Below are 26,453 nucleotides of genomic sequence, written 5' to 3'. Positions count from 1 at the left end.
TCATCCTTTCACGCCGGACAATACGCGTCCGACCAGTTGCGCCGTGTAATCGACGATCGGCACGATGCGCCCATAGTTCAGCCGCGTCGGTCCGATCACGCCCACGGCGCCAATGATCTTCCGGTCGGTGTTCATATAGGGAGAAACAACCAGAGAGGAACCGGAAAGTGAAAAAAGCTTGTTCTCGGAACCGATAAAGATGCGCACCCCATCGCCGCCTTCGGTCAGTTCCAGAAAATTGGCGATATCGCGCTTGCGTTCGAGGTCGTCAAACAGCACCCGGATGCGGTCCAGATCGGCAAATTCCGCCCCCAGAAGATTGGCGCGGCCGCGCACGATCAGGCGGGCATCGCTTTCCTCGCCCTCCCAGGTGGCAAAGCCCTGTTCGATCATCTCGGCGGCCAACCCATCCAACTCGCGCCGGCGGCGGTCGATATCGCGGGTGATCTGGTCGCGCAATTCGCTGAGCGTGCGGCCTTCGGCCAGGGCGTTCAGGTAGTTCCCGGCCTCGCGCATCGAGGACGGGGTTTGCCCGATGGGCGGCGTGAACAGCCGATTCTCGACCTGCCCGTCCGAAAAGACCAGCACCACAAGCGCGCGGTCGGGGCCAAGGCTGACGAATTCGATATGCCGGATCGGCGCTTCGTGCTTGGGGGTCAGCACAAGGCTGGCCCCATGGGTCAGGGCCGAAAGCGCGCCGCCCACCCGGTCCAGAAGCGTCGAGACATCGGGCGAATCCGTGCCCAGCGTCTGTTCGATCCGGGCGCGGTCGGTCGGGGCGACGGGGTCGACCTCCATCAACCCGTCGACGAAAAGGCGCAGCCCCTGCTGGGTCGGACGCCGCCCGGCCGAGACATGCGGCGCATCCAGCAACCCCAGATATTCCAGATCCTGCATGACATTGCGGATCGTCGCGGCGCTGACCTTTTCGGTCATGTCGCGCATGAGCGTGCGCGACCCGACCGGTTCCCCGGTCATCAGATAGCTTTCGACCACCCGCCGGAAGACCTCGCGCGAGCGGTCGTTGAGTTCGTCGAGCAGTGGTTGACCTGTCATGCGGGCTTGCGTCCGTCCTTGGCTGACCTGTATCTGGACGCCGAACCAGGAAAGGAAATCCCATGCGTCCCTCGGGTCGGAATTTAAGCGAAATGCGGCCGATTTCAATCGAGACCGGCATCATGGCCCATGCCGAAGGCTCTTGCCTGATCAAGGTCGGGGGAACCCATGTCATCTGCTCGGCCTCGATCGAGGAAAAGGCCCCGCCCTTCCTGCGCGGCAGCGGGCAGGGCTGGGTGACGGCGGAATACGGCATGTTGCCGCGCGCCACCAATACCCGCAACCGGCGCGAGGCAGCGTCGGGCAAGCAGGGCGGAAGAACCGTTGAAATTCAGCGGCTTATTGGACGCGCCCTGCGGGCCGGCGTGGATCGGCGGGCACTTGGCGAGCGTCAGATCGTGGTCGATTGCGACGTGATCCAGGCCGATGGCGGCACCCGCTGCGCCTCGATTACCGGGGGCTGGGTGGCGCTGCGGCTGGCGGTCAACAAGCTGATGGCCGCCGGGCTGGTCAGTGCCGACCCGCTGATGGATCACGTGGCGGCGGTGTCCTGCGGGATCTATGCCGGGCAGCCGGTGCTGGATCTGGACTATCCCGAGGATAGCGAGGCAGGGACGGACGGCAATTTCGTCATGACCGGCGCCGGCAACCTGATCGAGGTGCAGATGTCGGCCGAGGGCGCGACCTTCAGCCGCGCCCAGATGGAGCAGTTGCTTGGCCTTGCCGAGGCCGGTATCGCCGAACTGGTCGCCGCCCAGAAAGCCGCGATCTGATGCGCCGCTTCGAGGGCAAGCGCCTGCTGGTCGCCACGCATAATGCCGGCAAGCTGGCCGAGATGAAGGCGCTGCTGGCCCCGTTCGGGGTCGAGGTCGTCGGTGCGGCCGATCTGGGCCTGCCCGAGCCGGTCGAGACCGAGGATAATTTCGTCGGCAATGCCCGGATCAAGGCCCGCGCGGCGGTTGCCGCCACCGGCCTGCCGGCTCTGGCCGATGACAGCGGGATCAGCGTCGACGGGCTCGACGGGGCGCCGGGCGTCTATACCGCCGATTGGGCCGAGACCGGAAATGGCCGCGACTTCGCCATGGCGATGGAACGCACCTGGCGCGAGCTTGAGGCCCGCGATGCGCCCTTCCCCCGCAGCGCGCAGTTCCGCTGCACCCTGGTGCTGGCCTGGCCGGATGGCCATGACGAGGTGTTCGAGGGCGTGTTGCCCGGCCAGGTCGTCTGGCCGCCGCAGGGCAGCGAAGGCCATGGCTATGATCCGATCTTCCAGCCCGACGGCTATTCCATGACCCTCGGCGTCATGAGCTCCGAGGAGAAGAACAGGGTCAGCCATCGCGCGATTGCCGTCGCCCGGATGCTGGAGGGCAGCTTTGCGTAGGATTTCAACCGGATCGCCCTTCGAACAGGTCATGGGCTATAGCCGCGCCGTGGTGAAGGGACCGTGGTGCTTCGTCTCGGGCGTGACTGGATACGACTATACGACCATGGTCATGCCGGAGGGCGTGGCCGATCAGGCGCGCAATTGCTTCGGGACGATTTCCGGCGTGCTGGATCAGGCGGGCTTTGCCATGTCCGACATCGTCCGCGTTCAATACACTGTGGTCGACCCGGCCCTTGTCGACGAGGTGGTGCCCGTTCTCGGCGCGTTTCTGGGCGAGATCCGGCCCGCGGCCACCATGGTGATCGCCGGGCTGATCAAGCCGGAAATGAAGATCGAGATCGAGGTCACGGCGCTGCGGGAATGATCGCGGATTGGCAATATGGGGGCTTCGGGCTTTACGTCCATTGGCCGTTCTGCACTTCGAAATGCCCCTATTGCGACTTCAACAGCCACGTCGCGGCGTCGATAGATCAGACCCGCTGGCTGCGCGCCTATCGCGCCGAGATCGCGCGGCTCTCCGAACTGGTCCCCGACCGGGTGCTGAGCAGCATCTTTTTCGGCGGCGGCACGCCATCGCTGATGGCACCCGAGACCGTCGCCGGCGTGATCGAGGCCGCCCGCGATGCCTGGACCTTCGCCAATGATATCGAGATCACCATGGAGGCCAATCCCGGCTCGGTCGAGGCCGGGCGCTTCCGGGGCTATGCCGATGCCGGGGTCAACCGGCTGTCGCTGGGGGTTCAGGCGCTGAATGACGACGACCTGCGGCGTCTCGGCCGGATGCACAGCGCCGCCGAGGCCCGCGCTGCCTTCGATCTGGCGAAGCGGGCCTTTTCCCGGGTCAGTTTCGACCTGATCTATGCGCGTCAGAAGCAGGACCGCGAAAGCTGGCGGGCCGAACTGGCAGAGGCCGTGGCCATGGCGGTCGATCACCTGTCGCTTTACCAGCTGACCATCGAGGACGGCACCGTCTTTGGTGCAAGACACGCCGCCGGCAAGCTGAAGGATCTGCCGGATGACGACATGTCGGCGGACATGTATCTGGAGACCCAGGATTTCCTGAACGCCCGGGGTATGCCGGCTTACGAAATATCAAATCACGCCGCGTCGGGTTTGGAGTCGCGACATAACCTCATATATTGGCGGCAAGGCGACTGGGCGGCAGTCGGGCCGGGTGCGCATGGACGGCTGGGGCTGGAGCGCGGCCGGTTGGCGACGGTCGCCGAACGCACCCCCGGACGCTGGCTGGAGCTAGTGGAGTCGGTCGGTTCGGGTGACATTGAATCGGAGCTATTGGGCAGGGACGATATTGCGACGGAGTATCTTCTGATGGCGATGCGCCTGACCGAGGGGATGGACCTGCCCCGCTATACCGCAAAGGGCGGCAAGCTGGATCAGCCGCGGCTGGCGCGCCTGCTGGATGGCGGCCTTGTCGAAATGGCGGGTGATCGTCTCCGTGCGACTGTGACGGGACGCCCGGTTCTCAACTATATCTTGCGGGAGATTGCCGGTTGACCCGCATCATCTGGCTAGTTGTCGGCTGGATTGCAGTTGGCTGTGCCATCATCGGGCTGTTCCTGCCAATCGTTCCGACGGTCCCCTTCCTGCTGGTCGCGGTCTGGGCCTTCGGTCGCTCGTCAGAGCGGTTGCGGGAACGGCTGCTTTCGGATCCGATCTTCGGACCGGAAATCAGGAAATGGCAGGAGGATGGCGCGATCAGCCGAAGCGCCAAGGTGCTTTCGACCGTGACCATGGCCGGCAGCCTTGTCCTTGGCATCTGGCTCGATCTGCCGACCTATGCCCTGTCCATACAGGCCGTTATCCTGACGGGTGTTGCCGCCTATATCCTGTCCCGGCCAGACGCCTGACATTACGTTATTTCGGAGTCAGGCGCAAAGAACCAGGCGGCCCGTCAGGAAATGCGGTCGTCGCGCAGAAGGCCGTTAAAGGCGCATTTCCAATTCACATCCGGCAGGGTGCCCGGCTTTCAGATCCGTTTCTCCGTCGCGCGGTCGAAAAGGTGCACATTGGCCGGGTCGATGACGAAGCCGATCTCGGCGCCCGGGCGGGCGGCAATGCGGTCCTTGACGATGGCGTCGATCAGGTCCTTGCCGGCGCGGGCGAAGATCTGGGTTTCCGATCCCGTCGGCTCGACCACCACGACATTGACGGGGATGCCGCCCTCGCCCACGCCGATATGTTCCGGGCGGATGCCATAGGTCACCGCCTGCCCTTCGGTCGCCGTGGTTTCGGGCAGGGGCAGCATCAAGCCGTCATCGGACCGGAAGCCCTTCACGCCGCCCTCGCTGACGATGGTGCCATGAACGAAATTCATCGAGGGAGAGCCGATGAAGCCGGCCACGAAGACATTGCCGGGATTGTCGTAAAGATCCAGCGGCGCGCCGATCTGTTCCACCCGGCCATCGCGCATGACGACGATCTTGTCGGCCATGGTCATCGCCTCGATCTGGTCATGGGTGACATAGACGATGGTGGTCTGCAGGCGCTGATGCAATTCCTTGATCTCGACCCGCATGGTCACGCGCAGCTTGGCGTCGAGGTTCGACAGCGGTTCGTCGAACAGGAACACCTGCGGATCGCGGACAATGGCCCGGCCCATGGCGACACGCTGGCGCTGACCGCCGGAAAGCTGCTTGGGGAAACGGTCCAGCAGATGCGCGAGATCGAGGATCTCGGCGGCGCGGCCGACCTTCTCGTCGATCTCGGCCTTGGGGCGCTTGGCCATTTTCAGCGGGAAGCCCATGTTCTCGCCCACGGTCTTGTGCGGGTAAAGCGCGTAGGACTGGAAGACCATGGCGATGTCGCGATCCTTGGGAGAGACCCCGTTCACCACCTTGTCGCCGATGGAGATGGTGCCGCCGGAAATCTCCTCCAGCCCGGCCAGCATCCTGAGCAGCGTGGACTTGCCGCAGCCCGAGGGGCCGACCAGCACGACGAATTCGCCATGCTCGATATCGACATCGACGCCATGCATGACCTGCACGGCACCGTAGCGCTTGATCACATTGTCGATCTTTACATTCGCCATGGGGTTCTCCGGCTTATTGGGGCAGGACGATCTGCATCTTCACATCCGCCGGCGGGGCGGAGGCGGCGGTCTCGAAGGCGTGCACGCTGTCCTTGAAATCGAAGCTGCGGGTGATGAGCGGTTTCACGTCGATGGCGCCCGAGGCCAGCATGGCCACGCAGCGCGGGAAGACATGGGCATAGCGGAAGATGTTCTCGACCCGCGCCTCGCGGACCATTGCCGCCCCGGCATCATAGCTGATCGGGTCGGGCTGGCCGCCGATCATCACCACGCAGCCGCCCGGTGCCAGCGGCTCGAACACGCCGGCGGCGGCCCTGGGCGATCCGGTGGCTTCGAAAACCACATCCGCGCCCCAGCCCTCGGTGTCCGCTTTCACCCGCTCCACAAGGTTCTCGCGGGTCGCATTCACCGGGACGATGGCGGGCGACAGGCTGGCGGCGATCTCCAGCTTCTTTTCGGCCAGATCGCTGACATAGACCCGCGCGCAGCCGGCGGCGAGCGCGGACAGCGCCGTCACCAGCCCGATCGGCCCTGCGCCGAGCACGACGCCGATATCGCCGGGCCGGATCCGCGCCTTGGTCGCGGCATGGACGCCGACGGCCAGCGGTTCGACCATCGCGGCCTCGGCGAAGCTGACATTGTCAGGCAGCTTGAAGGTGAAGGCTTCCGGGTGCACGCAGGTCGGGCGCAGGATGCCGTGGATGGGCGGCGTCGCCCAGAAGCGCACGGCGGGGTCGATATTGTAAAGGCCCAGACGCGTCGCCTTGGAGTTCGGATCGGGAATCCCCGGCTCCATGCAGACGCGGTCGCCCGTTTTAAGCGTGGTGACTTCGGATCCGGTCTCGATCACCGTGCCGGAGGCCTCGTGCCCGAGGATCATCGGCGCGTTGACGACGAAATGCCCGATCCGGCCATGGGTATAGTAATGCACGTCCGAACCGCAGATGCCGACCGTATGCAGCTTGATGCGCACGTCATGCGGACCCAGCACCTCCTCCTCGCGGTCGATGGCGGGGAAATCCCGCAGCGAGAGTTCGTCTTTCTTTTCGAGGACAAGCGCTTCCATGGCTAACCTTTCCGGATGATGAAGACCGCGGCGACAAGCGAGATCGCCAGACAGATCCAGATAGACAGTCCCAGCGGTTCCAGAAAGCGGAACCAGAACAGCGACAGCGCCACCCACAGGACCACGCTGATGAAGACACGGTCGAACCAGTTGGTCTGGATGGGCAAAAAGCCGGTCCGTTCTGCCGGGATGCGGTTCTCGTTTTCCTCGATCATATGGGCAAGGACGAGGGCCGGGTTTTCCTCGGCCGCGAGTTTGTCGATGTCGTCGATCATGGCCTATCCTTTCACCGCGCCGAAGGTCAGGCCGGTCACGATATGGCGCTGCACCAGGCTGAAGACGATCAGCGCCGGGATCAGGGTGAAGACGGAAATCGCCGCCATGATCCCCCATTCGGTGCCGGTGGTGGTGACATATTCCGACAGGCCGGTGGTCAGGGTGCGGGCGTTGAAATTGGTCAGCGTCGCGGCCAGCAGATATTCGTTCCAGGCAAAGACCCAGGTCAGGATCAGCGTCACCGCAAGGCCGGGACGCGCCAGCGGGAAGACGACCTCGGTAATCACTTTCCAGGGGCTGGCGCCGTCGACGTAAGCCGCCTCGTCCAACTCCTTGGGGATGCCATCGACCGTTGGTCTGAGGGTCCAGATCGCGAAGGGCAAATTGAAGGTGCAATAGACCAGGATCATCCCGATCCGGCTGTCGGCCAGCGAGAAATCCCCGATCTTGTAGACCTGCGTCAGCAGCAGGAACATCGGCAGCAGGAAGACTGCGGGCGGGGCCATGCGGTTGGTGATGGTCCAGAAGAAAATGCTCTCCTTGCCGGGCAGATCGAAGCGCGACAGCGCATAGCAGGTCAGGAAGCCAAGCAGCGTGCACAGGATCGCATTGCCTGACGAAATGATGAGCGAGTTCATCATGTAGCCGCGCAGGGTGCGGTCGTTCAGCACGTCGATATAGTTCTTCCAGTAGAACTTGGTCAGGATCACGTCGGGGGTCGAAAACAGCTCGACCGCCGGTTTCACCGAGACGACGAACAGCCAATAGATCGGGAACAGCGTCAGGAAGCTGACGAAGCACCAGAACAGGATCATCAGCCAGGGGCGAAAGGTCTTCATGGCTTATCCTTTCTTGGTGTTGCGGGGCGCGATCAGCCCGACATAAAGCAGCCAGCAGATCACGATGGTCAGATAGAGCACGACCACCGAAATGGCCGAGCCATAGCCGTAATTCGTGCGTGGGAAGACTTCCTTGAAGATGTGCACGCCGATATAGCGCGTGGCCGAACCGGGGCCGCCGCCTGTCAGCATCAGCACCTCGTCCACGGTGCGCAGCGCATCCATCAGGCGGATGAAGACGGTCGCGACAACGGCGGGGGCGATCATCGGCAGGGTGATGTGCCAGAAGATCTGGCGCTTGCCGGCGCCGTCGATCTGCGCCTGCTCGAACGGGTCGGGCGGCAGGGAAACAAGCGCCGCGATCAGCGACAGCGTGACCAGCGGCGTCCAGTGCCAGACATCCATGACAACGGTCACGGTGAAGGCGGCAAGCGCGCTTTGGCCGATATTCAGGTTATAGCCGAACCAGCTTTGCAAGAGGTTCGGGATGATCCCGATCGAAGGCGTGGTCATCAGCTTCCAGATCGAGCCGACGATGATCGGCGCCATGATCAGCGGCAGCGTGTGGATGGTGCGGAAGAAGGCCTTGCCGGGGAAATCCTTCATGAAGGCCTGCGCCAGCAGATAACCCAGCACCAGTTCCGAGACGACGGCAAAGAAGACGAAGGCGAAGGTCACGCCAAGCGAGGCCAGAAGCTGCGCATCGAACACCACCTGGCGGTAATTGGCGGCCCAGTTGAAGATCTTGCCCGGATTTGCGGCAAAGGGGTTCCATTGGTGGAACGAGACCCAGATCACATAGAAGAACGGCACCACGCCGAAGAAGAACAGGATGATCATGGTGGGCGCGAGCAGAAGCCAGCCCAGTCTTTTGGAGTGCATGCGGCGATCCTCCGGTCACGATGCGGGGCGGTGACGATCCGGCCTTGCCGGCGGGCAGTCGACCGGGGCCGCGAACGGCCCCGGTCCTCGGCGGGGAGGCTTATTGGCGATAGCCGAGCGCGCTCAGCTCATCCTCGGCCTTCTGGGCCATCTGGTCGACGCCGGTATCGGGGTCGATCTGGCCGGTCAGGATTTGGTAATAGATCGGGGCCAGGGCTTCGCGAAGCTGGGCGTGGAACGGATAGGGGGGCGCACCGGCATAAAGCCTGCCATCGTCCTTCAGCATGGTGAAATAGCCGTTCAGCTTGCCGTCCAGTTCCTGCACCTTGGGATCGTCATAGGTCGCGGTGTTGGTGATGCGCGACCCGGCGACGGCCCAATCGGGCTGCACCTCGTCCTGGGCGATGAATTCAAGGAACAGCATCGCCGCTTCCTTGTTCTTCGAGGTGATCGGGATGCCGAAGGCACCGCCATCGTAATAGCCGACATAGCCTTCGCCGGCCTCGGCCTGTGCCAGCACGCCTTCGGACAGGGGCGGCAGGGCCACGCCGATATTGCCGACGACCCGCGACTGGTTCTCGTCCGAGGCGATCCAGGCGGTATTCTCGCCATAGATCATGCCCTGGGCGGCGCGGCCGGCGGCCATGGTCGTCGCCGTCTCGGTCCAGGTCGATTGCACCGATTCCGGCGGTGCGAGGTCGCGCAGTTGCAGCGCGTATTTCATCGCCGCCTTGGCCTCGGGCGAATCCATCTTGCCGCCATTCTCGACCTTGGCGGCATAGTTGTTGCCGGCGTCGATGCCCCAGTTGTAGATGCCGAATGTCGGCAGAACCGTCTCGACATATTCATACCACGAGGCCGGATGCCCGGTATGGGACTGCGAGGTCGTGCCCCACAGCTCTCCGCCATTGGCCTGACCCCATTCGGTGAAATACTCGGCAATGGCCAGGTAATCCTCATGCGTGGTCGCCGGGGCCAGATCCTTGCCGGTCTTTTCCTTGTAGGCGGCCTGATGCGCGGGATCGTTGAACAGGTCGGTGCGATAGAGATAGGTCTTGATGAAGGCCTCGACCGGGATGCCGAAGAGGTTGCCATTATCGCCACGGAAGGATTCCGCGAAGCTGGTGAAATGGCCCTCGTCGTAATTCGGCGATTTCAGTGCCGGATTGTCCACCAGAAGCTGGGTGGTATCGGTCAGGAAGTCGCGCGACAGATAGGCATAGACGATGTCCTGCTCGATATAGACCATGTCATAGATGCCGGTCCCGGCCTCCATGTCCTTGATCGCCTTGTCATACATCTGGTCCCAGGATGTGGTCTCGATGTCGACGCGGATGCCGGTCAGCTCCTCGAACTGGGGGGCCAGCACGTCCTTGATGTAGTTCGATGGCGGGGTCGATTCGGTGACACCGTGCAGCACTGTGCCCTCATAGGGCTTGGCGGCTTCGGCCCAGAATGCGGCGGCATCCTGCGCATGGGCCATGCCGGCGGTCACGGCGAAGGCAATGGCCGATGTCCCGAGCTTGTATGCAAAGCTCATCTTCTTCCTCCCTGGTTGTCGGGTCCGGTGCGCCCCTCACGGCAACCCTCCCGGTCGCCGGCGCCCTCCCTCTGGCGAATTGTTACAAATGTATGGATTGACCTACAAGTGAAATTTTCATGTGTATTTAAGCAATGACATTTGCATATAGTGGAAGGCACTGGCTCACCCGCCGCGCTTGACCGTAAAAGGTGAGAACAGACGAGGGGGAGGAGGCCGCGCAGATGGGCCGGGACAAGATCGACGACAGCGATGCCTTCATCACCGAGGTCTGCTGGCATTATTATGTGAACGGCATGACCCAGGCCGAGATCGCGCGGCAGATGAACGTCACCCGGTTGCGCGTGAACCAGGCGATCCAGCGCGCCAAGTCGCAAGGCATGGTCAAGGTCCAGATCGAATCGCCCTTCTTGCCCCGGATCGAGCAGCAGCAGAAACTGGTCAGCACTTACGGACTGAAACAGGCGCTGATCGCCCCGGCGGATCGCGAGCATTACGATTACAACGCCCCCGCCGGCGCGGCGCTGGCAAGCTTCCTGTCGCAGAAGCTGGAAAGCCCCGACTGGCAGCGGATCGGCGTGTCCTGGGGCATCACCCTGCAAAGCGCCATCGGCAATATGGCGCGTCAGGACCATCCGGGAATCGAGATCATCTCGATGTTCGGCGGCACCATGCGCGGGGCCACCTTCAACGCCTTCGGCATTGCCTCTGGCCTCGCCGAGCGGTTGGGGGCCAGCTATTCGCTGCTGATCGCACCGAACTTCCTGTCGCAAGGCGTCGACCGTGACAGCTTTCTGGCGCAGGATCAGTTCCGCCAGCATTTCGCCAAGTTCGAACAGCTCGACGCCGCGATCCTGACCTGCAGCGATGTCTCGCCCCTGTCCTATCTGGTTTCCGAAGGTTTTCCGCCCGATGTCCGCCCGCAGGACCTGATTGCAGCCGGTGCGGTCGGCGATGTTGTGGGCCGCTTCCTCGATCAGGACGGTAACGAGGTGGACAACCCGCTTGTGACACGCTGCATCGGTATCTCGCTCGATACGCTGCTGACGGTGCCCGATCGCATCCTTGTCGCCGCCGGGCACCACAAGGTCGGCATCATCCGCGCCGTGCTGCGCCGGGGCATCGCCAATACGCTGATCACCGACGACGTGACCGCCGAACTGATCCTGCAAGAGGCCTGACCGCCGGGCGGTATTGATTTTCCATTTGTATCGCAATTGATGCAATTGTATCGTCGCGCTATCCGGCTGCAAGGCGCGCCCGGACAAGGGAGAGGGAACATCATGGGACGACTGGGCATCCATTCTTTCGTCTGGACCAATGGCAAGACGCAGGAGGGGCTGGAGCGGGCGCTTGAAAAGACGGCAGAGCACGGCTTTCGCACCATCGAATTTGCCTATCTGAAGCCCGAGCTGTTCGACCTCGACCGGCTGGCGAAGAAGGCGCAGGCGCTAGATGTCGAGATCGGCGTGACCATGGGCCTGCCGCCGGAAAAGGACGTGTCCTCGACCGAGCCGGACCGGGTCGCGGCGGGCAAGGCGATGCTGGCCGATGCGGTGCGCGCGGTGCGCGATATCGGCGGCAACAAGCTGGGCGGCATCCTTTATTCCGCGCATATGAAATACGACGACCCGCCCATGCCCGACGGCTGGAAGAACAGCGTCGAGGCGATTGCCGAGACCGCCGAACTGGCCAAGGGAACCGGCGTCGACATCGTGCTTGAAGTGGTGAACCGCTTTGAGACGAACCTGCTCAACACCACCGCGCAGGGAATGAAATTCCTCGACGAGACTGGCCGCGACGATGTGCGGCTGCATCTCGACACCTTCCACATGAATATCGAGGAGGCAAACCCCGCCGCCGCGATCCGGCTGGCCGGCGACCGGCTGGGCTATTTCCATATCGGCGAAAGCAATCGCGGCTATCTGGGCGACGGGGTGATTAACTTCGATCTGATCTTCGATGCGCTTCTGGATATCGGCTATCAGCGCGATATCGTCTTCGAAAGCTTCTCGACCGCCGTAGTCGATGAAGCGCTGACCCGGGCCTGCGCGATCTGGCGCGATACCTGGATCGAGAACGACCCGCTGGCCATTCATGGCCGCGACTATATCCGGCTGAAGATGGACGAGGCGCAGCGCCGACGCGCCACCAATGCGCGGCCCTGACATGGCCGGCGATACGCTTGCGCCCGACGCGCTTGGCCCGACGATCTGCGCCGGTGAGATTCTGGTCGAGATCGTCGCCACCACCATCGGCGACGGCTTCCGGGCGGCGCAACCGCTGAGCGGGCCTTATCCCAGCGGGGCGCCGGCGATCTTCATCGACCAATGCGGCCGCATGGGCGGATCGGCGGCGATGATCGGCGCGGTCGGGGCCGATGATTTCGGGGCCGTGAACCTTGACCGGCTGACCGGCGACGGGGTCGATGTCTCGGGCATTGCCACCGACCCCGTATACCCGACAGGCAGCGCCTTCGTCCGCTATCGCCGCGATGGCTCTCGCGATTTCGTCTTCAACATCACCACCTCGGCAGCGGCCCGCTTCGGGCTGAGCGAGTCCGTGCGCGACCTGATCGGACGGGCCGGGCATCTGCACGTCATGGGCACGGCCCTGTCCATGCCTGCTGCCTGCGAGGTGATCGAATATACGGCACCGATCATCAAGGCGCGCGGCGGCTCGATCTCGGTCGATCCGAACCTGCGCAAGGAACTGGTCCGCGATGCGGGCACCGAAGCACTGTTCGCGCGCCTGATCGGCATGGCCGACCTGCTGCTGCCCTCGGGCGAGGAATTGGAGCGCGCGGCGGGCGTTAGCGGTCAGGATGCGGCGCTGTCGCGGCTGTTCGGGATGGGGGTCCGGGAAATCGCACTGAAACAGGGCGCGGGCGGGGCCACCGTCTTCACCCCCGATGCCGCGCCGATCCATGCGCCCGGCTTTTCGGTCCGTGAAATCGACCCGACTGGCGCCGGCGATTGCTTCGGCGGCGCCTATCTCGCCTGCCGCCGTCTGGGGCTGAGCATCGCCGAGGCACTGCGCTATGCCAATGCGGCGGGTGCGCGCAATGTCACTGTGGTTGGCCCGATGGAGGGTGCCGGCACACGCGCCGAACTCGACGCCTTCATTGCTGAACACGGGGGCGCGGCATGAGCCTGAGCGCATTGACCGAACTCGCCCCCGCGCGCGCGGCAGGACAGCCTGCGGGGATCACCTCTGTCTGTTCGGCGCATCCGCTGGTGTTGCGCGCGGCGCTGCGCGCGGCGGCCGAACATGGCCAGCCGGTGCTGATCGAAGCGACCTGCAATCAGGTCAATCACCGGGGCGGCTATACCGGCATGACGCCGAAGGATTTTGCCGCTCTGGTCTTCCAGTTGGCCCGGCGAGAGGGTTGCCCGGCCAGGCTGATCATCCTTGGCGGCGATCACCTTGGCCCCAATCCGTGGCGCGACCTTCCGGCGGATGAGGCCATGGCCGAGGCCGCGCAGATGGTGGCCGCCTATGTCGCGGCGGGTTTCCGCAAGGTCCATCTCGACTGTTCGATGGGCACGGCAGGCGAGCCGGTGGCGCTCGACGACGAAACCACCGCCCGGCGAGCGGCGCAACTGGCCCGCATCGCCGAGGCGACAGCGCGGGAATCCGGCGGAGCGATGCCGCTTTACGTCATCGGCACCGAGGTTCCGCCCCCCGGCGGCGCCGATCATGCGCTTGACACGATCACCCCGACCGCGCCAGAGGCTGCGCGCCAGACCATCGCAATCCATCGCCGCATCTTCACCGAGGCAGGCTTGGCCACGGCGCTTGACCGGGTCATCGCGCTTGTCGTTCAGCCCGGCGTCGAGTTCGGCAACCAGAACGTGATCCCCTATCGCCGCGAGCCGGCGCAGGCGCTGATTGCCGCCCTCGATACCGAGCCGGGTCTGGTCTTCGAGGCCCATTCCACCGATTATCAGGGCCTCGCGCCCCTGTCGCAGCTGGTGCTGGACGGGTTCGCCATCCTCAAGGTCGGGCCGGAACTGACCTTCCTGCTGCGAGAGGCGCTTTACGCGCTCGACCTGATCGCAACGGATCTTGACCCCGGTTACGGCGACCGCCCACTGATGGCGGCAATGGAGGCGGCGATGCTGGCTGCCCCCGGCGACTGGCAGCGCCACTATCCGGGCGCTGCCGCGCGCCAACGCCTGTTGCGGCATTATTCGCTGTCCGACCGGATTCGCTATTACTGGCCCACGGACGCGGCCGAGGGGGCCGTCGCACGGTTGTTCGATACACTGAAGGGCCAGCCGGTCCCGCTGCCGCTGTTATGGCAGCACCTGCCAGCGGCGGCGGGTCTTGCCGAAGCCGCCCTTGACCCCGAGGAGCTCGTGATCGCCCATGTGCGGCGCGGCCTCGATACCTATCACGCGGCCTGCCAAGCCAGCGCCGCCCCCGATTATAGCGGAGCATGAGCATGGGACTGGAACAATTCCGGCTGGACGGAAAGATCGCGCTGATCACCGGCGGCAATCGCGGCATCGGGCTGGCCATCGCCAAGCTGTTCGGAGAGGCCGGCGCGCGCTGCATGTTGACCAGCCGCAGCGAAACCCCGGCACTGAAGGACCTGCTGGCCACCGACCCGGATCGCTACGCCTGGGTTCAGGCCGATGTGAATGACGAGGACGCCCCGGCCCGCATCGTCGCGGCGACGCTGGAGCGCTTCGGGCGGCTGGATGTGCTGGTCAACAATGCCGGCGTGGCCGAACACGGCGATTTCCACGATTTCGACGACGAACGGATGCATTACATCTTCGACACCAACCTGATCGCCCCCTTCCGCATCGCGCGCGAGGCGATCCGGCCGATGCTGGAACAGGGCAGCGGTTCGGTGGTGAATATCGGCTCGATCTCGGGCCTTGTCGCCAACAAGCCGCAATTGCAGGTGGCCTATAACTCCTCCAAGGCGGCGATCCACACCATGACACTGACCATGGCCTTCGAATATGCGGGCCGGGGCATCCGGGTGAACGCGCTGGCGCCGGGCTATGTCGTGTCCGACATGACGGCGGGCGGCATCGCCAATGAGGAATGGAATCCGGTCTGGACGGCGAACACGCCGATGGGCCGCTTCGGTCAGCCCGAGGAGATGGCGAGTTGCGCGCTGTTCCTGGCATCCGACGCGGCCAGCTATGTCACCGGCGCGTTGCTGGTGGCCGATGGCGGCTATACGACACATTAGGGGGATATCATGGCGACTGATCTGAACGGCAAGATCGCGGCGATCACCGGGGCGGCATCCGGCATCGGGCTGGCGACGACGAAGGCGCTGCTGGACGCGGGCGCGACGGTGGTCATGGTCGACCGCGACGCGGCGGCGCTGGAAAAACTGCGCGCGGAACTGGGCGAGCGTGCGGTGCCGCAGGTGACCGACCTGCTCGATGCGGCAAGCTGCAATGCGATGGTGCCCGAGATCCTGCAGAAGGTCGATCACATCGACATCCTGCATTGCAATGCCGGCACCTATATCGGCGGCGATCTGGACGAGACCGATCCCGCCACCATCGACCGGATGCTGAACCTGAACGTGAATGCGGTGATGAAGAACGTCCATGCCGTGATCCCGCACATGACCGAACGCGGGACCGGCGACATCATCGTCACCGCCTCGGTCGCCGGCCATTTCCCGGTGCCGTGGGAGCCAGTCTATTCCGGCTCCAAATGGGCGATCACCTGTTTCGTGCAGACCATGCGGCGGCAGTTGAACAAGAAGGGCATCCGCGTTGGGCAGGTCTCGCCCGGGCCGGTGATTTCGGCCCTTCTGGCCGACTGGCCCGAGGAAAACCTGAAGAAAGCCAAGGAAAACGGCAGCCTGATCGAGCCGGATGAGGTCGCGGACGCGATCATGTTCATGCTGAGCAGGCCGCGCAATGTCACCATCCGCGACATGATCGTGTTGCCGACGAATTTCGATATCTGAGGGGGAAGACATGGCAGATTTCAGCGGGTTGACGGTCCTGATCACCGGGGCGGCAGGCGGCATCGGCACCGCCATGGCGGAACGCTTCGCCGCTGCCGGCGCAAGGCTGGCGCTTGTCGATATCGCCGCCGCCGACGATCTGGCGGCGCGGCTGGGGCCGGATCACCGGGCCTATCAGCTGGATCTGGAAGACCCCGGCGCGATTGCCGAGACCGTGGCCCGGATCGGGGCCGGGATGGGGATCGACATCCTTATCAACAATGCCGGCCTCGGCATCGTCTTTCCCGCCGATCAGCCCGATATCGACGCCTGGGACCGGACCATGCGCATCAACCTGCGCGGGCCATGGCTGATGTCGGCAGCGGCGCTGCCTTTCCTGAAGGCCTCGGGGCGTGGGCGGGTGGTGAATATCTCCTCGCAGGCCGGGGTGGTGGCGATCGACGACCACGCCGCTTACGGCTCCAGCAAGGCCGGGCTGATCCTGCTGACCAAGGTGCTGGCGCTGGAATGGGCGCGCTTCGGGATCACCGTCAACGCCATTGCGCCGACCGTGGTGGAAACGCCCATGGCGCTTGTCGGCTGGGCGGGCGAGAAGGGCGTGCAGGCGAGGAAGGAAATCCCCGTCGGCCGTTTCGCCCTGCCCGCCGAGATCGCGGCGGCGGCAGCATATCTTGCCAGCGCCGATGCCGGGATCATCAATGGCGAGACCTTGATGGCCGATGGCGGCTTCACGATCCGCTGAGCAGTTCCGGCCCCAGCCCCCCGGTTGCCGTCTGCGTCCCCAGACAGGCGGCGGCGGCGCGAAAGGCCAGATCGACGGATGCCGCGCGCGTCCAGCCCTCGTGCAGCCCGTGGATCACGCCAGCCGCGAAGGCATCCCCGGCGCCCACGGAACTCACGATCCTATCGGGCGGCAGCGGCTTTGGCGTGAAGACCTGCGCCTCGCCCGCCTCAAGCCAGACCGTGCGGGCGGGTGAGTGCATGATGACGGCGCGATGCACGCCACCTTCCGCCAGCGCGCGGGCGGCGGCGATCATGCCCGGTTCATCCTCTGGTCCGGTGACGGGCTGGCCGGTGGCGCGGGCGGCCTCGACCTCGTTCAGGAACAGATAGTCGATGTCAGGCAGGCAGCCGAAGACGGTATCGCGAAAACGCTCGCTTTGCGACGAGACCAGATCGACGCAGGTCAGCATTCCCCGCGCCCGTGCATCGGCCAGCACGGCGGCGGCGCGGGGCCGGCCATCCGCGCCCGGCGCGTCCAGAGTCGCCAGCAGGTTCAGATAGCCGAGATAGAAGATCTTCAGCCCCATATCCGCCAGCCCCGGCACGTCGATGCGGGCGGCGTCCAGCAGGTCATTGGCGCCGGTATGGTGGAAGAAGGTGCGGCTGTCGCCCGGCACGTTCATCACATGGGTCTGCGAGGTAGTGGCCTTGTCCGTCCGCCCGATCCGCGCCGTGTCCAGCCCGGCCTCGGCGCAAAGCCCGATGATTTCATCGCCAAGCGAGCGCGCACCGACCAGCCCGACCGGCACCACCGGGTATGCGACCCCCATCGCCGCCAGCCCGGCCGAGACATTGGCCGGCCCCCCGCCCAACCCGCTGACCTGCTTGGAGATCTGCACAAGGTCGGATTTTTCGGGCCAGGCCGGGATGTCATGGACAATATCGAGGATCCAGTTCCCGGCGCAGGCGATCCCGCGCCGCGTCACCGCCCGCCCCCCTCGTTCCAGAGCAGGCGGTGCGGGGCCTCGTCCTCCTCGATCTCGGAAAAGCGCCCGATGGGTTCGAGGAAGAAATTGTCGGCCCGGTCGTCATTGCACTGGCTGACCTCGGCCACGAAGACCGGCGCTTCCTCGCCCCAGAAACGGTGCTGCATCCCGCGCGGCACGGTGATGCCCTGCCCCGCCGTCAGGCGATGAATGCGGCCATAGGCGGGGATTTCAGCACCGTCGATGCGAACGGTATCGCCGACCGGCTCGCCGCTCAGGGGCACCTCGGCGCCTTCGGGCGTGAACTCGATGCAGAGCGTGCCGCCGCCGCGCACGATGATGTCTTCCAGCTTCATGCGATGGGCGTGGAAGGGGGTTTCCTGCCCGACCTCGACGAAAAGCAGCTTCTCGGCATAGGGCCGCTCGCCCGCCTGTCCGAAAATGCCGTTGCGGACGCAGAAGAGGACCAGCCCCCGGTTGTCGAAATCGCCCGAGCCGAAATCGGTCACGTCCCAGCCGATCTGGCGATCCGCCAGCCAGCGGCTGCGGTCGCGATGGGCGGCGTGATCGGCGGCGGTCCAGCGGGCGAAATCGGGCAGCGCCCAGTTATGCACCGCCAGCATGTCCTCGGCCCGGCGGATGGCCTCGTTGATCTCGGAACGTCTCATGTCGGATACTCCACCTCGACCACCCGGCCCTCCTTGCCCGAGGTCAGGGCGGCGGTCAGGATGGCGTGATGGGCAGCGGCCTCTTCCGGCGTGGCGCAGGTGAAGCCCCTGGCATCGCCCCCGGCCAGTTCGTCGATGAAGGCCGCCCACATCTGCTGGATGGCGTCGGTGAAGCCGAATTCGAAGATGCCGCCGGTGATCGCCGGGAACAGCGACTGATAGCCCAGATCCTCGACCTGCCAGCATTGCGCGCCGCCGGGCTCATAGCGCATGAAGCGCCATTGCCGGGGGTTCTTGGTCGAGAACTCGGCCGAACCCTTCATCCCCAGCACCCGGATCGACCAGGTATTCGATTCGCCCGGCGCGATCCGCCATGTCTTCAGGACCAGCGGGAAGGCGTCCGCGCCTTCGCCCACCATGCCGGTGATGGTGGCATTGTCCCAGGTCTCGCAAGGCACCCGCCCGCCCCTGCCATCGGGGCGCGTGGTGACGCGTTTGACGAGGTTCGCGTTCACCGTTCCGGGCCGCCAGCCCATGCGCAGCGGCACATGGCAGACATGCATCCCCAGATCGCCCATGCAGCCATATTCGCCATTCACCCCGATCATCCGCTTCCAGTTGATGACCTTGTCGGGATTGATGTCCGAGGAATGCAGGAAGGCGCATTCGAGCTCCAGAATATCGCCGAGCGCGCCGGACTGCGCGAAGTCGATCACCTTCTGCGCGCCCGGATAGAAGGGCATTTCCGACGAACAGCGCACCAACTGGCCGGGGCCGTCCTTCAAGGCCGCCATGATCGCCGCGTTCTGCGCCCGGTCCATGCCGAAGGGCTTTTCGCCCAGAAGCGCTTTGCCCGAGGCGATGATTTCGGGATAGATCTGCGCGTGCAGCACATGCGGCACGGCGCAATAGATCGCGTCCACATCCGGGTTGGCCAGCAACTCGCGATAATCGGCGGTCTTCTGCGCGACCGAGGGCACATGGTCCGAAAACCAGTCCATCAGCGCCGGGTTGGTGTCGCAGACGGCGACGATCTCGGGCCGGGCCGGCATGTCCTGAAGATGCATCCAGCGGCCCGCGGCCGAGGCGAATTCGCGCCCCATCAGACCGCAGCCGATGATGCCGAAGCGGATTACCTTCATCGCCTTACCCCAGCTTTTCCATGGCCTGATCGGCATTGGCGCCGTCATGGACGATGGCCATCAGCGCCGCCGTCATGCCCGCCGGGTTCTCGTGATGGATCACGTTGCGGCCATAGACGATACCGCGCGCGCCCTGATCCATCAGCACCTTGGTGCGTTCCAGGATCTCGCGGTCCGAGACCTTGCCGCCGCCGCGCACCAGCACCGGGATACCCTGCGCGATCTCGATCACGCGGTGATACTGGGTCGGGTCGTCGCAGGGATCGGCCTTGATGATATCGGCGCCGAGTTCGACCGCCTGACGGACGAGCGGCATGATCTTGTCGATATTGCCATCGACCATGTAACCGCCCTTGGAATTGTCCTGCATCACCAGCGGCTCGACCATCAGGGGCATCCCGGCATCGTCGCAGGCGAGCTTCAGCTTGTTCACATTGCGCACGCAGGCGGCGTAAACCTCGGGCTCATCGGGCAGCATCAGCAGGTTCACCACCGCGCAGGCGGCATCCAGCCGGACGGCCTGATCGACGGCGCGCTCGATCACTTCCGAAAACAGCGTGCGGGGCAGCGGCGTGCCGTAGACATTGGCAATGTCGGTGCGCAGGACCAGTGCCGGGCGATCCTTGCCGGGGCGCGATTGCAGGATCGGCGCGGTGCCGGGCGGCAGCTGGATCGCGTCGGGCTTCGCGCTTGCCACTACGTCGATGGCGCGGCGCATGTCCTCGATCCCGCCGAGGAAGGTCTTTTCGTTGAACATGCCGTGGTCGATGGCCACGTCGAAGCAGTTCCCCGAGATGCCGAACAGGCGGTTGATCCGTGCTTGTTTCATGTGTTCCTCCGTTAGTTCAAACTGCGGTAAAGCCGCCGTCGATGGGCAGCGACACGCCCGAAATCATGGATGCGCCATCCGACAGCAGGAAGGCGATGGGGGCGGCGATCTCGGCCTCGGTCGCCCATCGGCCAAGCGGCATCTGGCTGAGGAACGGGCCTTCGATCTCGGGGCGGCCCCAATACCAGGCCGACATCGGCGTCATCACCACGGTCGGATGCACGCCGTTCACGCGGATGTTGTATTGCCCAAGTTCCAGCGCCGAGACCCGGGTGATGTTATCCAGCGCCGCCTTGGACGAACCATAGCTGATATGGCCGCGCAGAGCGACCAGAGAGGCCTGGCTGGAGACATTGACGATGGCACCGCCCTGCCCCAGCCGCACCATGGCGCGAGAGGCGTATTTCGTCACCAGCAGCGCGCCGCGCGCATTGACGGAAATGACCTTGTCGAAGACGGAAATATCGGTCTCCATCGGGGTCGCGATCTCGCCGCCGAAGCCGCCGCAATTGACCACGCCCCACAGGTCCAGCCCATCGAGCGCGCCCCTGACGCTGTCTTCCGAGGTCAGGTCGAATGCCAGCGCCCGGCAGCCGGTCTCGGCTGAAAGCTCTGCCAGCTTGGCCTCGTTCTGGCCCGCCGCGATGACATCCGCCCCCTTCTCGGCCAGAAGCCGCACCGTCGCCCCGCCGATGCCGCCGCTGGCGCCGGTCACCAGAATCGCGCCCTTGTCATAATCCGCCATGGTCTGCCCCCTCCCTGCACGTCATGTCTATGTCAGCCCGGCCAGCACCCGATCGGCCAGATCCTCTGGCAGGGGTGCCGCCCCGTCGATTTCGATCACCGGCCCGAGTTGGACGGGCCGCGCCGTGCCGGCAAGCGCGAACAGCTCATCGGCATAGCTGGCGGGCAGGTGCCCGAAGGCACGCCTGCCGGCACGGGCGCGGTATCGGCGCGCGGCCTCGGCCGGGGCAATGCCCACCCAGACCTCGACCAGCCGCGCCACCCCGGCCCGCGCCAGATGATCGCGCAGCACGCTTTCCGGCTGGAAACCGTGCCAGGCATCGATCACCGGGATCAGGCTGTCGGGCATGTCGGCCACCAGATTGAAAATGGCGTGATAGCTGGCCCGACCGAGCATCCGGTTATGGTCGCGGTCGCCGGTGCCGATCTGGGCGAACAGCCCCTCTTTCACCGTATCGAGGCCGAGCGGCATGGCATGGATGCCCCGCAGTTCCAGCGCCCTGACCAGCCCCCGGGTGACGGTCGATTTGCCGCTGGCGGGCACACCATTGATCAGGATCGCGCGCTTCATGCCGTCCTCGCCCGGTCTTCCCGTGCCGGCGCGGCCAGCCCGGCGCCGATCACGCCGGCATCGTCGCCCAGCCGGGCGGCAGCGATGGGCAGGCCGAACCAGCCCTGACCGGCGGGCAGCCGTGCCAGCGCCGCCGCCATTTCCGCACCGAGACCGCCGCCGATCACGATCAGCTTCGGATCGGCCACGGCGACAAGGGTTTCCAGCGCCCGGCGCATCGGTTCCGCCCAATCGGCAAGGATGGCCGAGGCGACCGGATCGCCGGCCTCAGCCCGCGCCAGAAGCTCTGCCGCCAGAGTTCCGGCGGGCAGATCCTCGCCCGTGACCAAGCGGCCAAGCGCGGTCCCGGAACTGAGCGTTTCCACGCAGCCCCGCCGCCCGCATTTGCACATCGGCCCATCCGCCGCGACGGTGATATGGCCGAACTGCCCGGCAATGCCGCCGCCATGCCAGGGCTTTCCGTCCAGCACCGCAGCACCGCCGATCCCGGTGCCGATGGTGACCATGAGGATCAGCCCTGACGCATCCTGACCCAGAAGCGCCGCTTCGGCGATCAGCGCCATGGTGGCGTCGTTTTCCACCCGCACCGGCAGGCCCGCGCGTTCGGCGACAAGGCGCGGCAGGTCGAGGCCCGCTATGTCCAGATAGCCGGCCGAGAGGATGCGCTGCGTCCCGCCCTCGACCCGGCCGGGAATGCCGATGCCGACGCCTTGGCTGCGCGGGTTGCGCAGGGTGTCGATCAGGCGCAGAAGCTGGGCGCAGAAACCGTCACGGTCGGGTTGCACCGGCTCGACCAGCCGGGACAATATCTGGCTGCCCGCGCCGATCCGCGCGGCGCGGATGCGGGTTCCCCCGACATCTATGCCGATCCTGTTCTCAGGTTCTTCCCGCATATCGGTCCAGGACCTTCTGGATTTCCCTCAGCCGCGCGCTGGCGATATTTTCCAGCTTCTCCCGCCGCGTATCGCTGTCGAGCGAGATGCAGTCCTTCCACAATGCACGGCCCGCGATCACACCGGAAGCCCCGTTCTGCATCGCGGTTTCCACCTGGCCGATGAAGGTCGAGTGATCGACCCCCGCCGACAGCACCGCCCAGGGAATGTCGCCGCAAAGGGCGGTGATCTCGGCACAGGCCTCCGGCGTGCCGGGATAGGGCAGCTTCAGCACCTTCGAGCCCAGATCGACCGAGATCCGGGCGCTTTCGACGATCAGCCCCGGAAAGGCCGCCGCATAATCGGCATCGCTTTCCCCTTTGAGCTGATAGGTCAGGATCTCGACCACCAGCAGCAGGTCTTCGGCGGCGAAATCGGCGATGCAGTCGCGGATGATATCCAGATTGACCGTACTGGCCTCGGGTCTGTCGGGGCGCAGATAGACCATCAGCTTGGCCCCTGTGCCGCCCAACTCGCGCACCCGCCGCGCGGTCACGCCAGGCACCGGCTTCGAGATCCGATAGCCCTTGGCATCCGTGTCCCAGCCCGAGGCATCGAGCCCAATCAGTAGCCCGGTATCGCGGCCCAGAACGCCCTGATCGACGACATCCGGCACCGCGCAGACCGCATCCAGCAGCACGCAGGAGGCCTTGTTGGCCAGATGCTGCACGATCCCCGCCTTGACCACGCCAAGCGCCGCCTCATCGATGGCCGCCTGCGCCTCGGGCGTGTCGGCCAGCACCTTGCGCATCCCGCCGCGCTGATCGCAGGCGACGACCATCATCAGCCCGTTCTTGCCGCAGATCTGCTGATAGCCGCGCCGCTCTGCCGTGGTCATGCCTGAAGTCATCAGCCACCTTCTTCCGTTGTGATGAATTCCCCCGGCGAACCGCAAGCGGCCAGCCCGGCACCAGTTAGGGCACGCGCCCGCCCAATTTCAACAATATTTTACAGAAAGATATTTCAGATTGATCGCGTGCGCATGATCTCGGCCATGTCGACGGCAGCGCGGATATCGGTGACCAGCATGTTGATCAGCCCGGCGCGCACGGCGCCGATGATCGGCAGCGCCTTTTCCCGCCCGGTGGCAGTACCGATCGAGACCGGGATGCGGCGCAGCTGAGCGCTGGAAATCGACATCTGGCCCTGCTGGCCCTGCCAGGCGATCTCGTGACCCTCGGCATCGAAATAATGGCGGGCGACATCGCCGATGACGCGGCCGGCATCGCCCGGGGCGAAGCGCGGACCGGTGGCCCCCGAGCCGGCCTGAAACTGCCCGACGCCCAGAAGTGCCACGTCGGCGCGGTCCCAAAGCCCGGTCAGCGCGGCAATGCCGGGATCTCGGTCCAGCACCTCTCGCAGTTCCGCCGAAACGGTCGAGGGCGCGTGCAGAAAGCGCGCCTCGGCCCCGCTCTGTTCGGCGGCGAGGCGCACGAATTCGTTGATCTGGAAATGCGTTGCGGTCTCCTCCATGCCGCCGATGACCGGGATGATCGTGCCGCCGGGCAAAGGCGGCAGGCCCGCCGCGATCACCGCCTGCACCATGCGCCCCCAGCCGAGCGCCATAACCGGGCGCCGTGGTAGCCGCGCCTCTTTCAGCAGGGCCGCGACATGGATGCCAAGCGCCGCCGCGCGGTCGCTTTCGACCACCCGCACAGCCTTCAGCCCAAGGGTCGCGGCCAGATCCTCGCCCAGGCTGTCCGCCTCGCCGGGGTCGGTCACATGGATATGAACGATCCCCTCCTCTCTCGCGAGGCCGAGCAGGCGCGAGACGGTGGCGGTCGAGACCTCCATCCGCTTTGCCACCTCGATCTGCGAATGCCCGTCCAGATAATGCAGGCGCGCGGCCATATGCATCATCGAGCGGGTGAGAAGCTTTTTGCCCCGGGGTCGCCTGGTCATGTCTGTCCGCCGCAATCAGGTCTGCCCATCATTCTTGGCCGAAATGCGGCAGGCGGGCAATGCGGGCGGCGGCTCATGCGGAATCGCGCAGGACCAACCGGGCCGGGATCTGGCGGGAATCATGCGGCTCTCCCGGGCGGCGCGGGGTCTCGATCCGGCGCAGCAGGATCTCGACCGCCTCATGGGCGATGCGGGGGACATCCTGTTCCACGGTGGTCAGGCCCGGATGCAGGAAGCGCGTCAGCGCGTCATTGTCATGCCCGGCCAGACGGAACTCTCCGGCCTTGCCTTGCGGGAACAGCCCGAATTCATGCGCGGCCTTCAGGGCACCAAGGGCGACCCGGTCATTGGCACACAGCACACAGGCGCGGGTCAGGCGACCGGCGGCGAATTCGGCGCGCATCACGGCCAGGCCATGCGCCTCGAAATCCCAGCTATTGCCGGCGAGGTCGGGGGATATCACCACGGCGGGGCGGCCATGACGGGCCATGGCGGCGCGATAGGCCTCGGTCCGCTCGACGGCGTTGATATTGACCTGCGGCATCGACAGAAAGACCGGATCATGACCCGAGCGGACCAGATAGTCGACCATCAGACCGACGCTTTGCGCATTGTCATTGCCGACGAAGTCGAAGGCATCCGGGCTGCCCGAGGCGCGCGAATCGATCAGCACCAACGGCAGATGCGCCTCGGTCCGGCGCAGCATGTCGCTGTCCGAGGCCAGCCCGAGCGGCGCGATCAGGATGCCGTCGGCATTCATCGAGCGCAGCGTCTCGATCGCCGCAGCCTCTCGCCTCGGGTCGTTCTTCGAGTTCTGGATGATGATCTTGCAATCGTTCTGCGCGGCAGCGGCGTCGATGGCGTTGATCAGGCTGGTCTGGAAGATGTCGTTCAGATGCGGCACGACCACGCCGATCAGCCGCGTGCGCTTTCGGTTCAGGTTGCGGGCGAAGAAGTTCGGCACGTAATCGACGCTGCGCAAGCGTTCCTCGATCTTGCTGCGGGTGCCCTGGCGGACGCTTTCGGGATCGTGGAAATAGCGCGACAGGGTCGGGCGTGAGACCTCGATTTCCGAGGCCAGCTCCTCCATCGTGCGGATGGTCTTCCTGCTCATTCCGGCTCCACTCTTACCCATTCACACCCGTCACCGGCTGGTCGAGCAGGGTTGCCACCTGATCGACGATGCTCTGTTCATAACTGCTTGGCAGAACCGGGAAAGGCCAGTCCCGATAGAGCGATTCCATGAACACGGCATTCTTGGCGAAGGGGCCGGTGACATGCAGCGGCCCGCTTGCCCCGATGGCGTTGAGCCCGGCAATCGCGTCGCGGGCCAGCAGCCGGTCGATGGCATCGGGCAGGCTTTCGCCCGGTTCCGCGGCCAGACGGGCGGACTGGCCTTCCGGGCCTGTCAGGCCGAAGCGGCCTTCGGCATCCTGATGCAGCCGCAGCGCCCTGGCCGGCAGTGTGGGCAACGTATCGTCGCCTTGCGCCAGCAGATCGGCACGGGCCTTGCCGGCCATGACGCGGAAATTCGGCACCAGCCGCCCGAAGATATCGAGACTGGCCATGATCCCCGGCCCGGGCGCGGGCGGCATGGCCTCGGCCCCGATGGCGAAGGCGGCAAGCCATGTGCCCGTAGACATGACGACCGAAGGCGCGCGCGCGCCCGGCCCGGCATGGGGCACAAGCGCGAGACTGCTGTCATGCGCGCCGACAAGCACCTGAAGCCCGGCAGGCAGGCCGTATCGGGCGGCCAGTTCGGGCCGGATCGTTCCGGCAAGCGCGCCTGCCGGTGCCAGCGGCGGGGACAGCCCCGCGGGGGTTTTGGTCCTCCCCCCGCCCCCCCGGGCCCTTCCCGCCCGCCGCCACCGAACGGCGTGGGTGGGGGGGCAGGAAAAACCGCTGCGGGGCCGC

At 65.3% G+C, this 26,453-nt stretch carries 30 protein-coding genes; 12 read left to right on the top strand and 18 right to left on the bottom strand.

All coding sequences use genetic code 11. The annotated features are described in order from the left end of the window. Positions 1 to 1,056 (bottom strand): heat-inducible transcriptional repressor HrcA, encoded by a 1,056-nt coding sequence (gene hrcA / locus Q0330_RS02370; protein WP_299473852.1) that lies wholly within the window; start codon positions 1,054 to 1,056, stop codon positions 1 to 3. A 62-nt stretch (positions 1,057 to 1,118) separates the two neighbouring features. Between hrcA and rph the strand changes: the two genes are divergently transcribed. Genes rph through Q0330_RS02345 form a run of 5 tightly spaced genes read left to right on the top strand, consistent with a single transcriptional unit; the run spans position 1,119 to position 4,308 of the window. Then, on the top strand, positions 1,119 to 1,829 hold the full coding sequence (rph, locus tag Q0330_RS02365) for a ribonuclease PH (protein WP_299473849.1): 711 nt from the start codon (positions 1,119 to 1,121) through the stop codon (positions 1,827 to 1,829). Further along, the gene (locus Q0330_RS02360; protein ID WP_299473846.1) at positions 1,829 to 2,437 is read left to right on the top strand and encodes a non-canonical purine NTP pyrophosphatase; all 609 of its coding nucleotides are present in this window, start codon (positions 1,829 to 1,831) and stop codon (positions 2,435 to 2,437) included. Before rph ends, Q0330_RS02360 begins: the two co-directional genes overlap by 1 nt. Next, positions 2,430 to 2,804, top strand: a complete 375-nt coding sequence (locus Q0330_RS02355; RefSeq protein ID WP_299473843.1) for a RidA family protein — start codon at positions 2,430 to 2,432, stop codon at positions 2,802 to 2,804. Before Q0330_RS02360 ends, Q0330_RS02355 begins: the two co-directional genes overlap by 8 nt. After that, on the top strand, positions 2,804 to 3,955 hold the full coding sequence (gene hemW / locus Q0330_RS02350; protein WP_299473906.1) for a radical SAM family heme chaperone HemW: 1,152 nt from the start codon (positions 2,804 to 2,806) through the stop codon (positions 3,953 to 3,955). The genes Q0330_RS02355 and hemW overlap by 1 nt, the downstream gene beginning before the upstream one ends. Then, entirely contained in the window at positions 3,952 to 4,308 is a 357-nt protein-coding gene (locus Q0330_RS02345; protein WP_299473840.1) for a YbaN family protein, read from the top strand. The genes hemW and Q0330_RS02345 overlap by 4 nt, the downstream gene beginning before the upstream one ends. Positions 4,309 to 4,427: 119 nt before the next feature. Here Q0330_RS02345 and ugpC read toward each other — a convergent pair whose 3' ends face one another. The 6 genes from ugpC to Q0330_RS02315 all read right to left on the bottom strand — a co-directional run bounded on the left by ugpC (position 4,428) and on the right by Q0330_RS02315 (position 10,092). Beyond that, on the bottom strand, positions 4,428 to 5,489 hold the full coding sequence (ugpC, locus tag Q0330_RS02340; RefSeq protein ID WP_299473837.1) for a sn-glycerol-3-phosphate ABC transporter ATP-binding protein UgpC: 1,062 nt from the start codon (positions 5,487 to 5,489) through the stop codon (positions 4,428 to 4,430). Between the two features lie 13 nt (positions 5,490 to 5,502). Beyond that, positions 5,503 to 6,555, bottom strand: a complete 1,053-nt coding sequence (locus tag Q0330_RS02335; RefSeq protein WP_299473834.1) for an NAD(P)-dependent alcohol dehydrogenase — start codon at positions 6,553 to 6,555, stop codon at positions 5,503 to 5,505. Between the two features lie 2 nt (positions 6,556 to 6,557). Further along, complete coding sequence (locus Q0330_RS02330; RefSeq protein WP_299473831.1) at positions 6,558 to 6,830, bottom strand: DUF2160 family membrane protein; 273 nt, start codon at positions 6,828 to 6,830, stop codon at positions 6,558 to 6,560. A gap of 3 nt (positions 6,831 to 6,833) precedes the next feature. After that, positions 6,834 to 7,670: a carbohydrate ABC transporter permease gene (locus tag Q0330_RS02325; protein ID WP_299473828.1), complete on the bottom strand. Its 837-nt coding sequence runs from the start codon at positions 7,668 to 7,670 to the stop codon at positions 6,834 to 6,836. Positions 7,671 to 7,673: 3 nt separating this feature from the next. Next, positions 7,674 to 8,552, bottom strand: coding sequence for a sugar ABC transporter permease (locus Q0330_RS02320; protein WP_299473825.1), 879 nt, complete (start codon positions 8,550 to 8,552; stop codon positions 7,674 to 7,676). A 100-nt stretch (positions 8,553 to 8,652) separates the two neighbouring features. Beyond that, positions 8,653 to 10,092, bottom strand: coding sequence for an extracellular solute-binding protein (locus tag Q0330_RS02315; protein ID WP_299473822.1), 1,440 nt, complete (start codon positions 10,090 to 10,092; stop codon positions 8,653 to 8,655). Positions 10,093 to 10,316: 224 nt separating this feature from the next. Here Q0330_RS02315 and Q0330_RS02310 point away from each other — a divergent pair, with 224 nt between their 5' ends. The 7 genes from Q0330_RS02310 to Q0330_RS02280 all read left to right on the top strand — a co-directional run bounded on the left by Q0330_RS02310 (position 10,317) and on the right by Q0330_RS02280 (position 16,784). Beyond that, complete coding sequence (locus Q0330_RS02310) at positions 10,317 to 11,273, top strand: sugar-binding domain-containing protein (RefSeq protein WP_299473819.1); 957 nt, start codon at positions 10,317 to 10,319, stop codon at positions 11,271 to 11,273. Positions 11,274 to 11,375: 102 nt separating this feature from the next. Next, the gene (locus Q0330_RS02305) at positions 11,376 to 12,260 is read left to right on the top strand and encodes a sugar phosphate isomerase/epimerase (protein ID WP_299473816.1); all 885 of its coding nucleotides are present in this window, start codon (positions 11,376 to 11,378) and stop codon (positions 12,258 to 12,260) included. Beyond that, complete coding sequence (locus tag Q0330_RS02300) at positions 12,247 to 13,242, top strand: sugar kinase (RefSeq protein ID WP_299473813.1); 996 nt, start codon at positions 12,247 to 12,249, stop codon at positions 13,240 to 13,242. Before Q0330_RS02305 ends, Q0330_RS02300 begins: the two co-directional genes overlap by 14 nt. Further along, a complete protein-coding gene (locus tag Q0330_RS02295) occupies positions 13,239 to 14,537 on the top strand; it encodes a D-tagatose-bisphosphate aldolase, class II, non-catalytic subunit (RefSeq protein WP_299473810.1) in 1,299 nt (432 codons plus the stop codon). Before Q0330_RS02300 ends, Q0330_RS02295 begins: the two co-directional genes overlap by 4 nt. Further along, a complete protein-coding gene (locus tag Q0330_RS02290) occupies positions 14,534 to 15,304 on the top strand; it encodes a glucose 1-dehydrogenase (RefSeq protein ID WP_299473807.1) in 771 nt (256 codons plus the stop codon). Before Q0330_RS02295 ends, Q0330_RS02290 begins: the two co-directional genes overlap by 4 nt. Positions 15,305 to 15,313: 9 nt before the next feature. Continuing rightward, complete coding sequence (locus tag Q0330_RS02285; protein ID WP_299473804.1) at positions 15,314 to 16,042, top strand: SDR family oxidoreductase; 729 nt, start codon at positions 15,314 to 15,316, stop codon at positions 16,040 to 16,042. 10 nt (positions 16,043 to 16,052) lie between these two features. Continuing rightward, a complete protein-coding gene (locus tag Q0330_RS02280) occupies positions 16,053 to 16,784 on the top strand; it encodes an SDR family oxidoreductase (protein WP_299473801.1) in 732 nt (243 codons plus the stop codon). Here the strand turns inward: Q0330_RS02280 and Q0330_RS02275 are convergent. The 11 genes from Q0330_RS02275 to Q0330_RS02225 all read right to left on the bottom strand — a co-directional run bounded on the left by Q0330_RS02275 (position 16,771) and on the right by Q0330_RS02225 (position 26,260). Continuing rightward, the gene (locus Q0330_RS02275) at positions 16,771 to 17,751 is read right to left on the bottom strand and encodes a carbohydrate kinase family protein (protein ID WP_299473798.1); all 981 of its coding nucleotides are present in this window, start codon (positions 17,749 to 17,751) and stop codon (positions 16,771 to 16,773) included. The genes Q0330_RS02280 and Q0330_RS02275 overlap by 14 nt on opposite strands. Next, entirely contained in the window at positions 17,748 to 18,419 is a 672-nt protein-coding gene (locus tag Q0330_RS02270; protein WP_299473795.1) for a D-lyxose/D-mannose family sugar isomerase, read from the bottom strand. The genes Q0330_RS02275 and Q0330_RS02270 overlap by 4 nt, the downstream gene beginning before the upstream one ends. Beyond that, positions 18,416 to 19,597, bottom strand: coding sequence for a Gfo/Idh/MocA family oxidoreductase (locus tag Q0330_RS02265; RefSeq protein ID WP_299473792.1), 1,182 nt, complete (start codon positions 19,595 to 19,597; stop codon positions 18,416 to 18,418). The genes Q0330_RS02270 and Q0330_RS02265 overlap by 4 nt, the downstream gene beginning before the upstream one ends. Next, positions 19,566 to 20,390 (bottom strand): aldolase, encoded by an 825-nt coding sequence (locus tag Q0330_RS02260; protein WP_299473789.1) that lies wholly within the window; start codon positions 20,388 to 20,390, stop codon positions 19,566 to 19,568. The genes Q0330_RS02265 and Q0330_RS02260 overlap by 32 nt, the downstream gene beginning before the upstream one ends. A 16-nt stretch (positions 20,391 to 20,406) precedes the next feature. After that, positions 20,407 to 21,135 carry an SDR family oxidoreductase gene (locus tag Q0330_RS02255; RefSeq protein ID WP_299473786.1) on the bottom strand — a complete coding sequence of 243 codons (729 nt, stop codon included), beginning with the start codon at positions 21,133 to 21,135 and terminating at the stop codon, positions 20,407 to 20,409. Between the two features lie 27 nt (positions 21,136 to 21,162). Next, positions 21,163 to 21,705 (bottom strand): AAA family ATPase, encoded by a 543-nt coding sequence (locus tag Q0330_RS02250; RefSeq protein WP_299473783.1) that lies wholly within the window; start codon positions 21,703 to 21,705, stop codon positions 21,163 to 21,165. Beyond that, the gene (locus tag Q0330_RS02245) at positions 21,702 to 22,598 is read right to left on the bottom strand and encodes an ROK family protein (RefSeq protein ID WP_299473780.1); all 897 of its coding nucleotides are present in this window, start codon (positions 22,596 to 22,598) and stop codon (positions 21,702 to 21,704) included. The genes Q0330_RS02250 and Q0330_RS02245 overlap by 4 nt, the downstream gene beginning before the upstream one ends. Further along, a complete protein-coding gene (locus Q0330_RS02240) occupies positions 22,582 to 23,487 on the bottom strand; it encodes a tagatose-bisphosphate aldolase (RefSeq protein WP_299473777.1) in 906 nt (301 codons plus the stop codon). Before Q0330_RS02240 ends, Q0330_RS02245 begins: the two co-directional genes overlap by 17 nt. Before the next feature lie 113 nt (positions 23,488 to 23,600). Beyond that, the gene (locus Q0330_RS02235) at positions 23,601 to 24,539 is read right to left on the bottom strand and encodes a sugar-binding domain-containing protein (protein WP_299473774.1); all 939 of its coding nucleotides are present in this window, start codon (positions 24,537 to 24,539) and stop codon (positions 23,601 to 23,603) included. Between the two features lie 73 nt (positions 24,540 to 24,612). Continuing rightward, entirely contained in the window at positions 24,613 to 25,653 is a 1,041-nt protein-coding gene (locus Q0330_RS02230; protein WP_299473771.1) for a LacI family DNA-binding transcriptional regulator, read from the bottom strand. 13 nt (positions 25,654 to 25,666) lie between these two features. Further along, a complete protein-coding gene (locus Q0330_RS02225) occupies positions 25,667 to 26,260 on the bottom strand; it encodes a hypothetical protein (RefSeq protein ID WP_299473768.1) in 594 nt (197 codons plus the stop codon). Between the last annotated feature and the right edge of the window lie 193 nt (positions 26,261 to 26,453).

Origin of the sequence: uncultured Paracoccus sp., assembly GCF_937873615.1 — a bacterium.
Lineage (GTDB): Bacteria > Pseudomonadota > Alphaproteobacteria > Rhodobacterales > Rhodobacteraceae > Paracoccus.
This window is presented reverse-complemented; position numbering and strand designations above follow the sequence as displayed.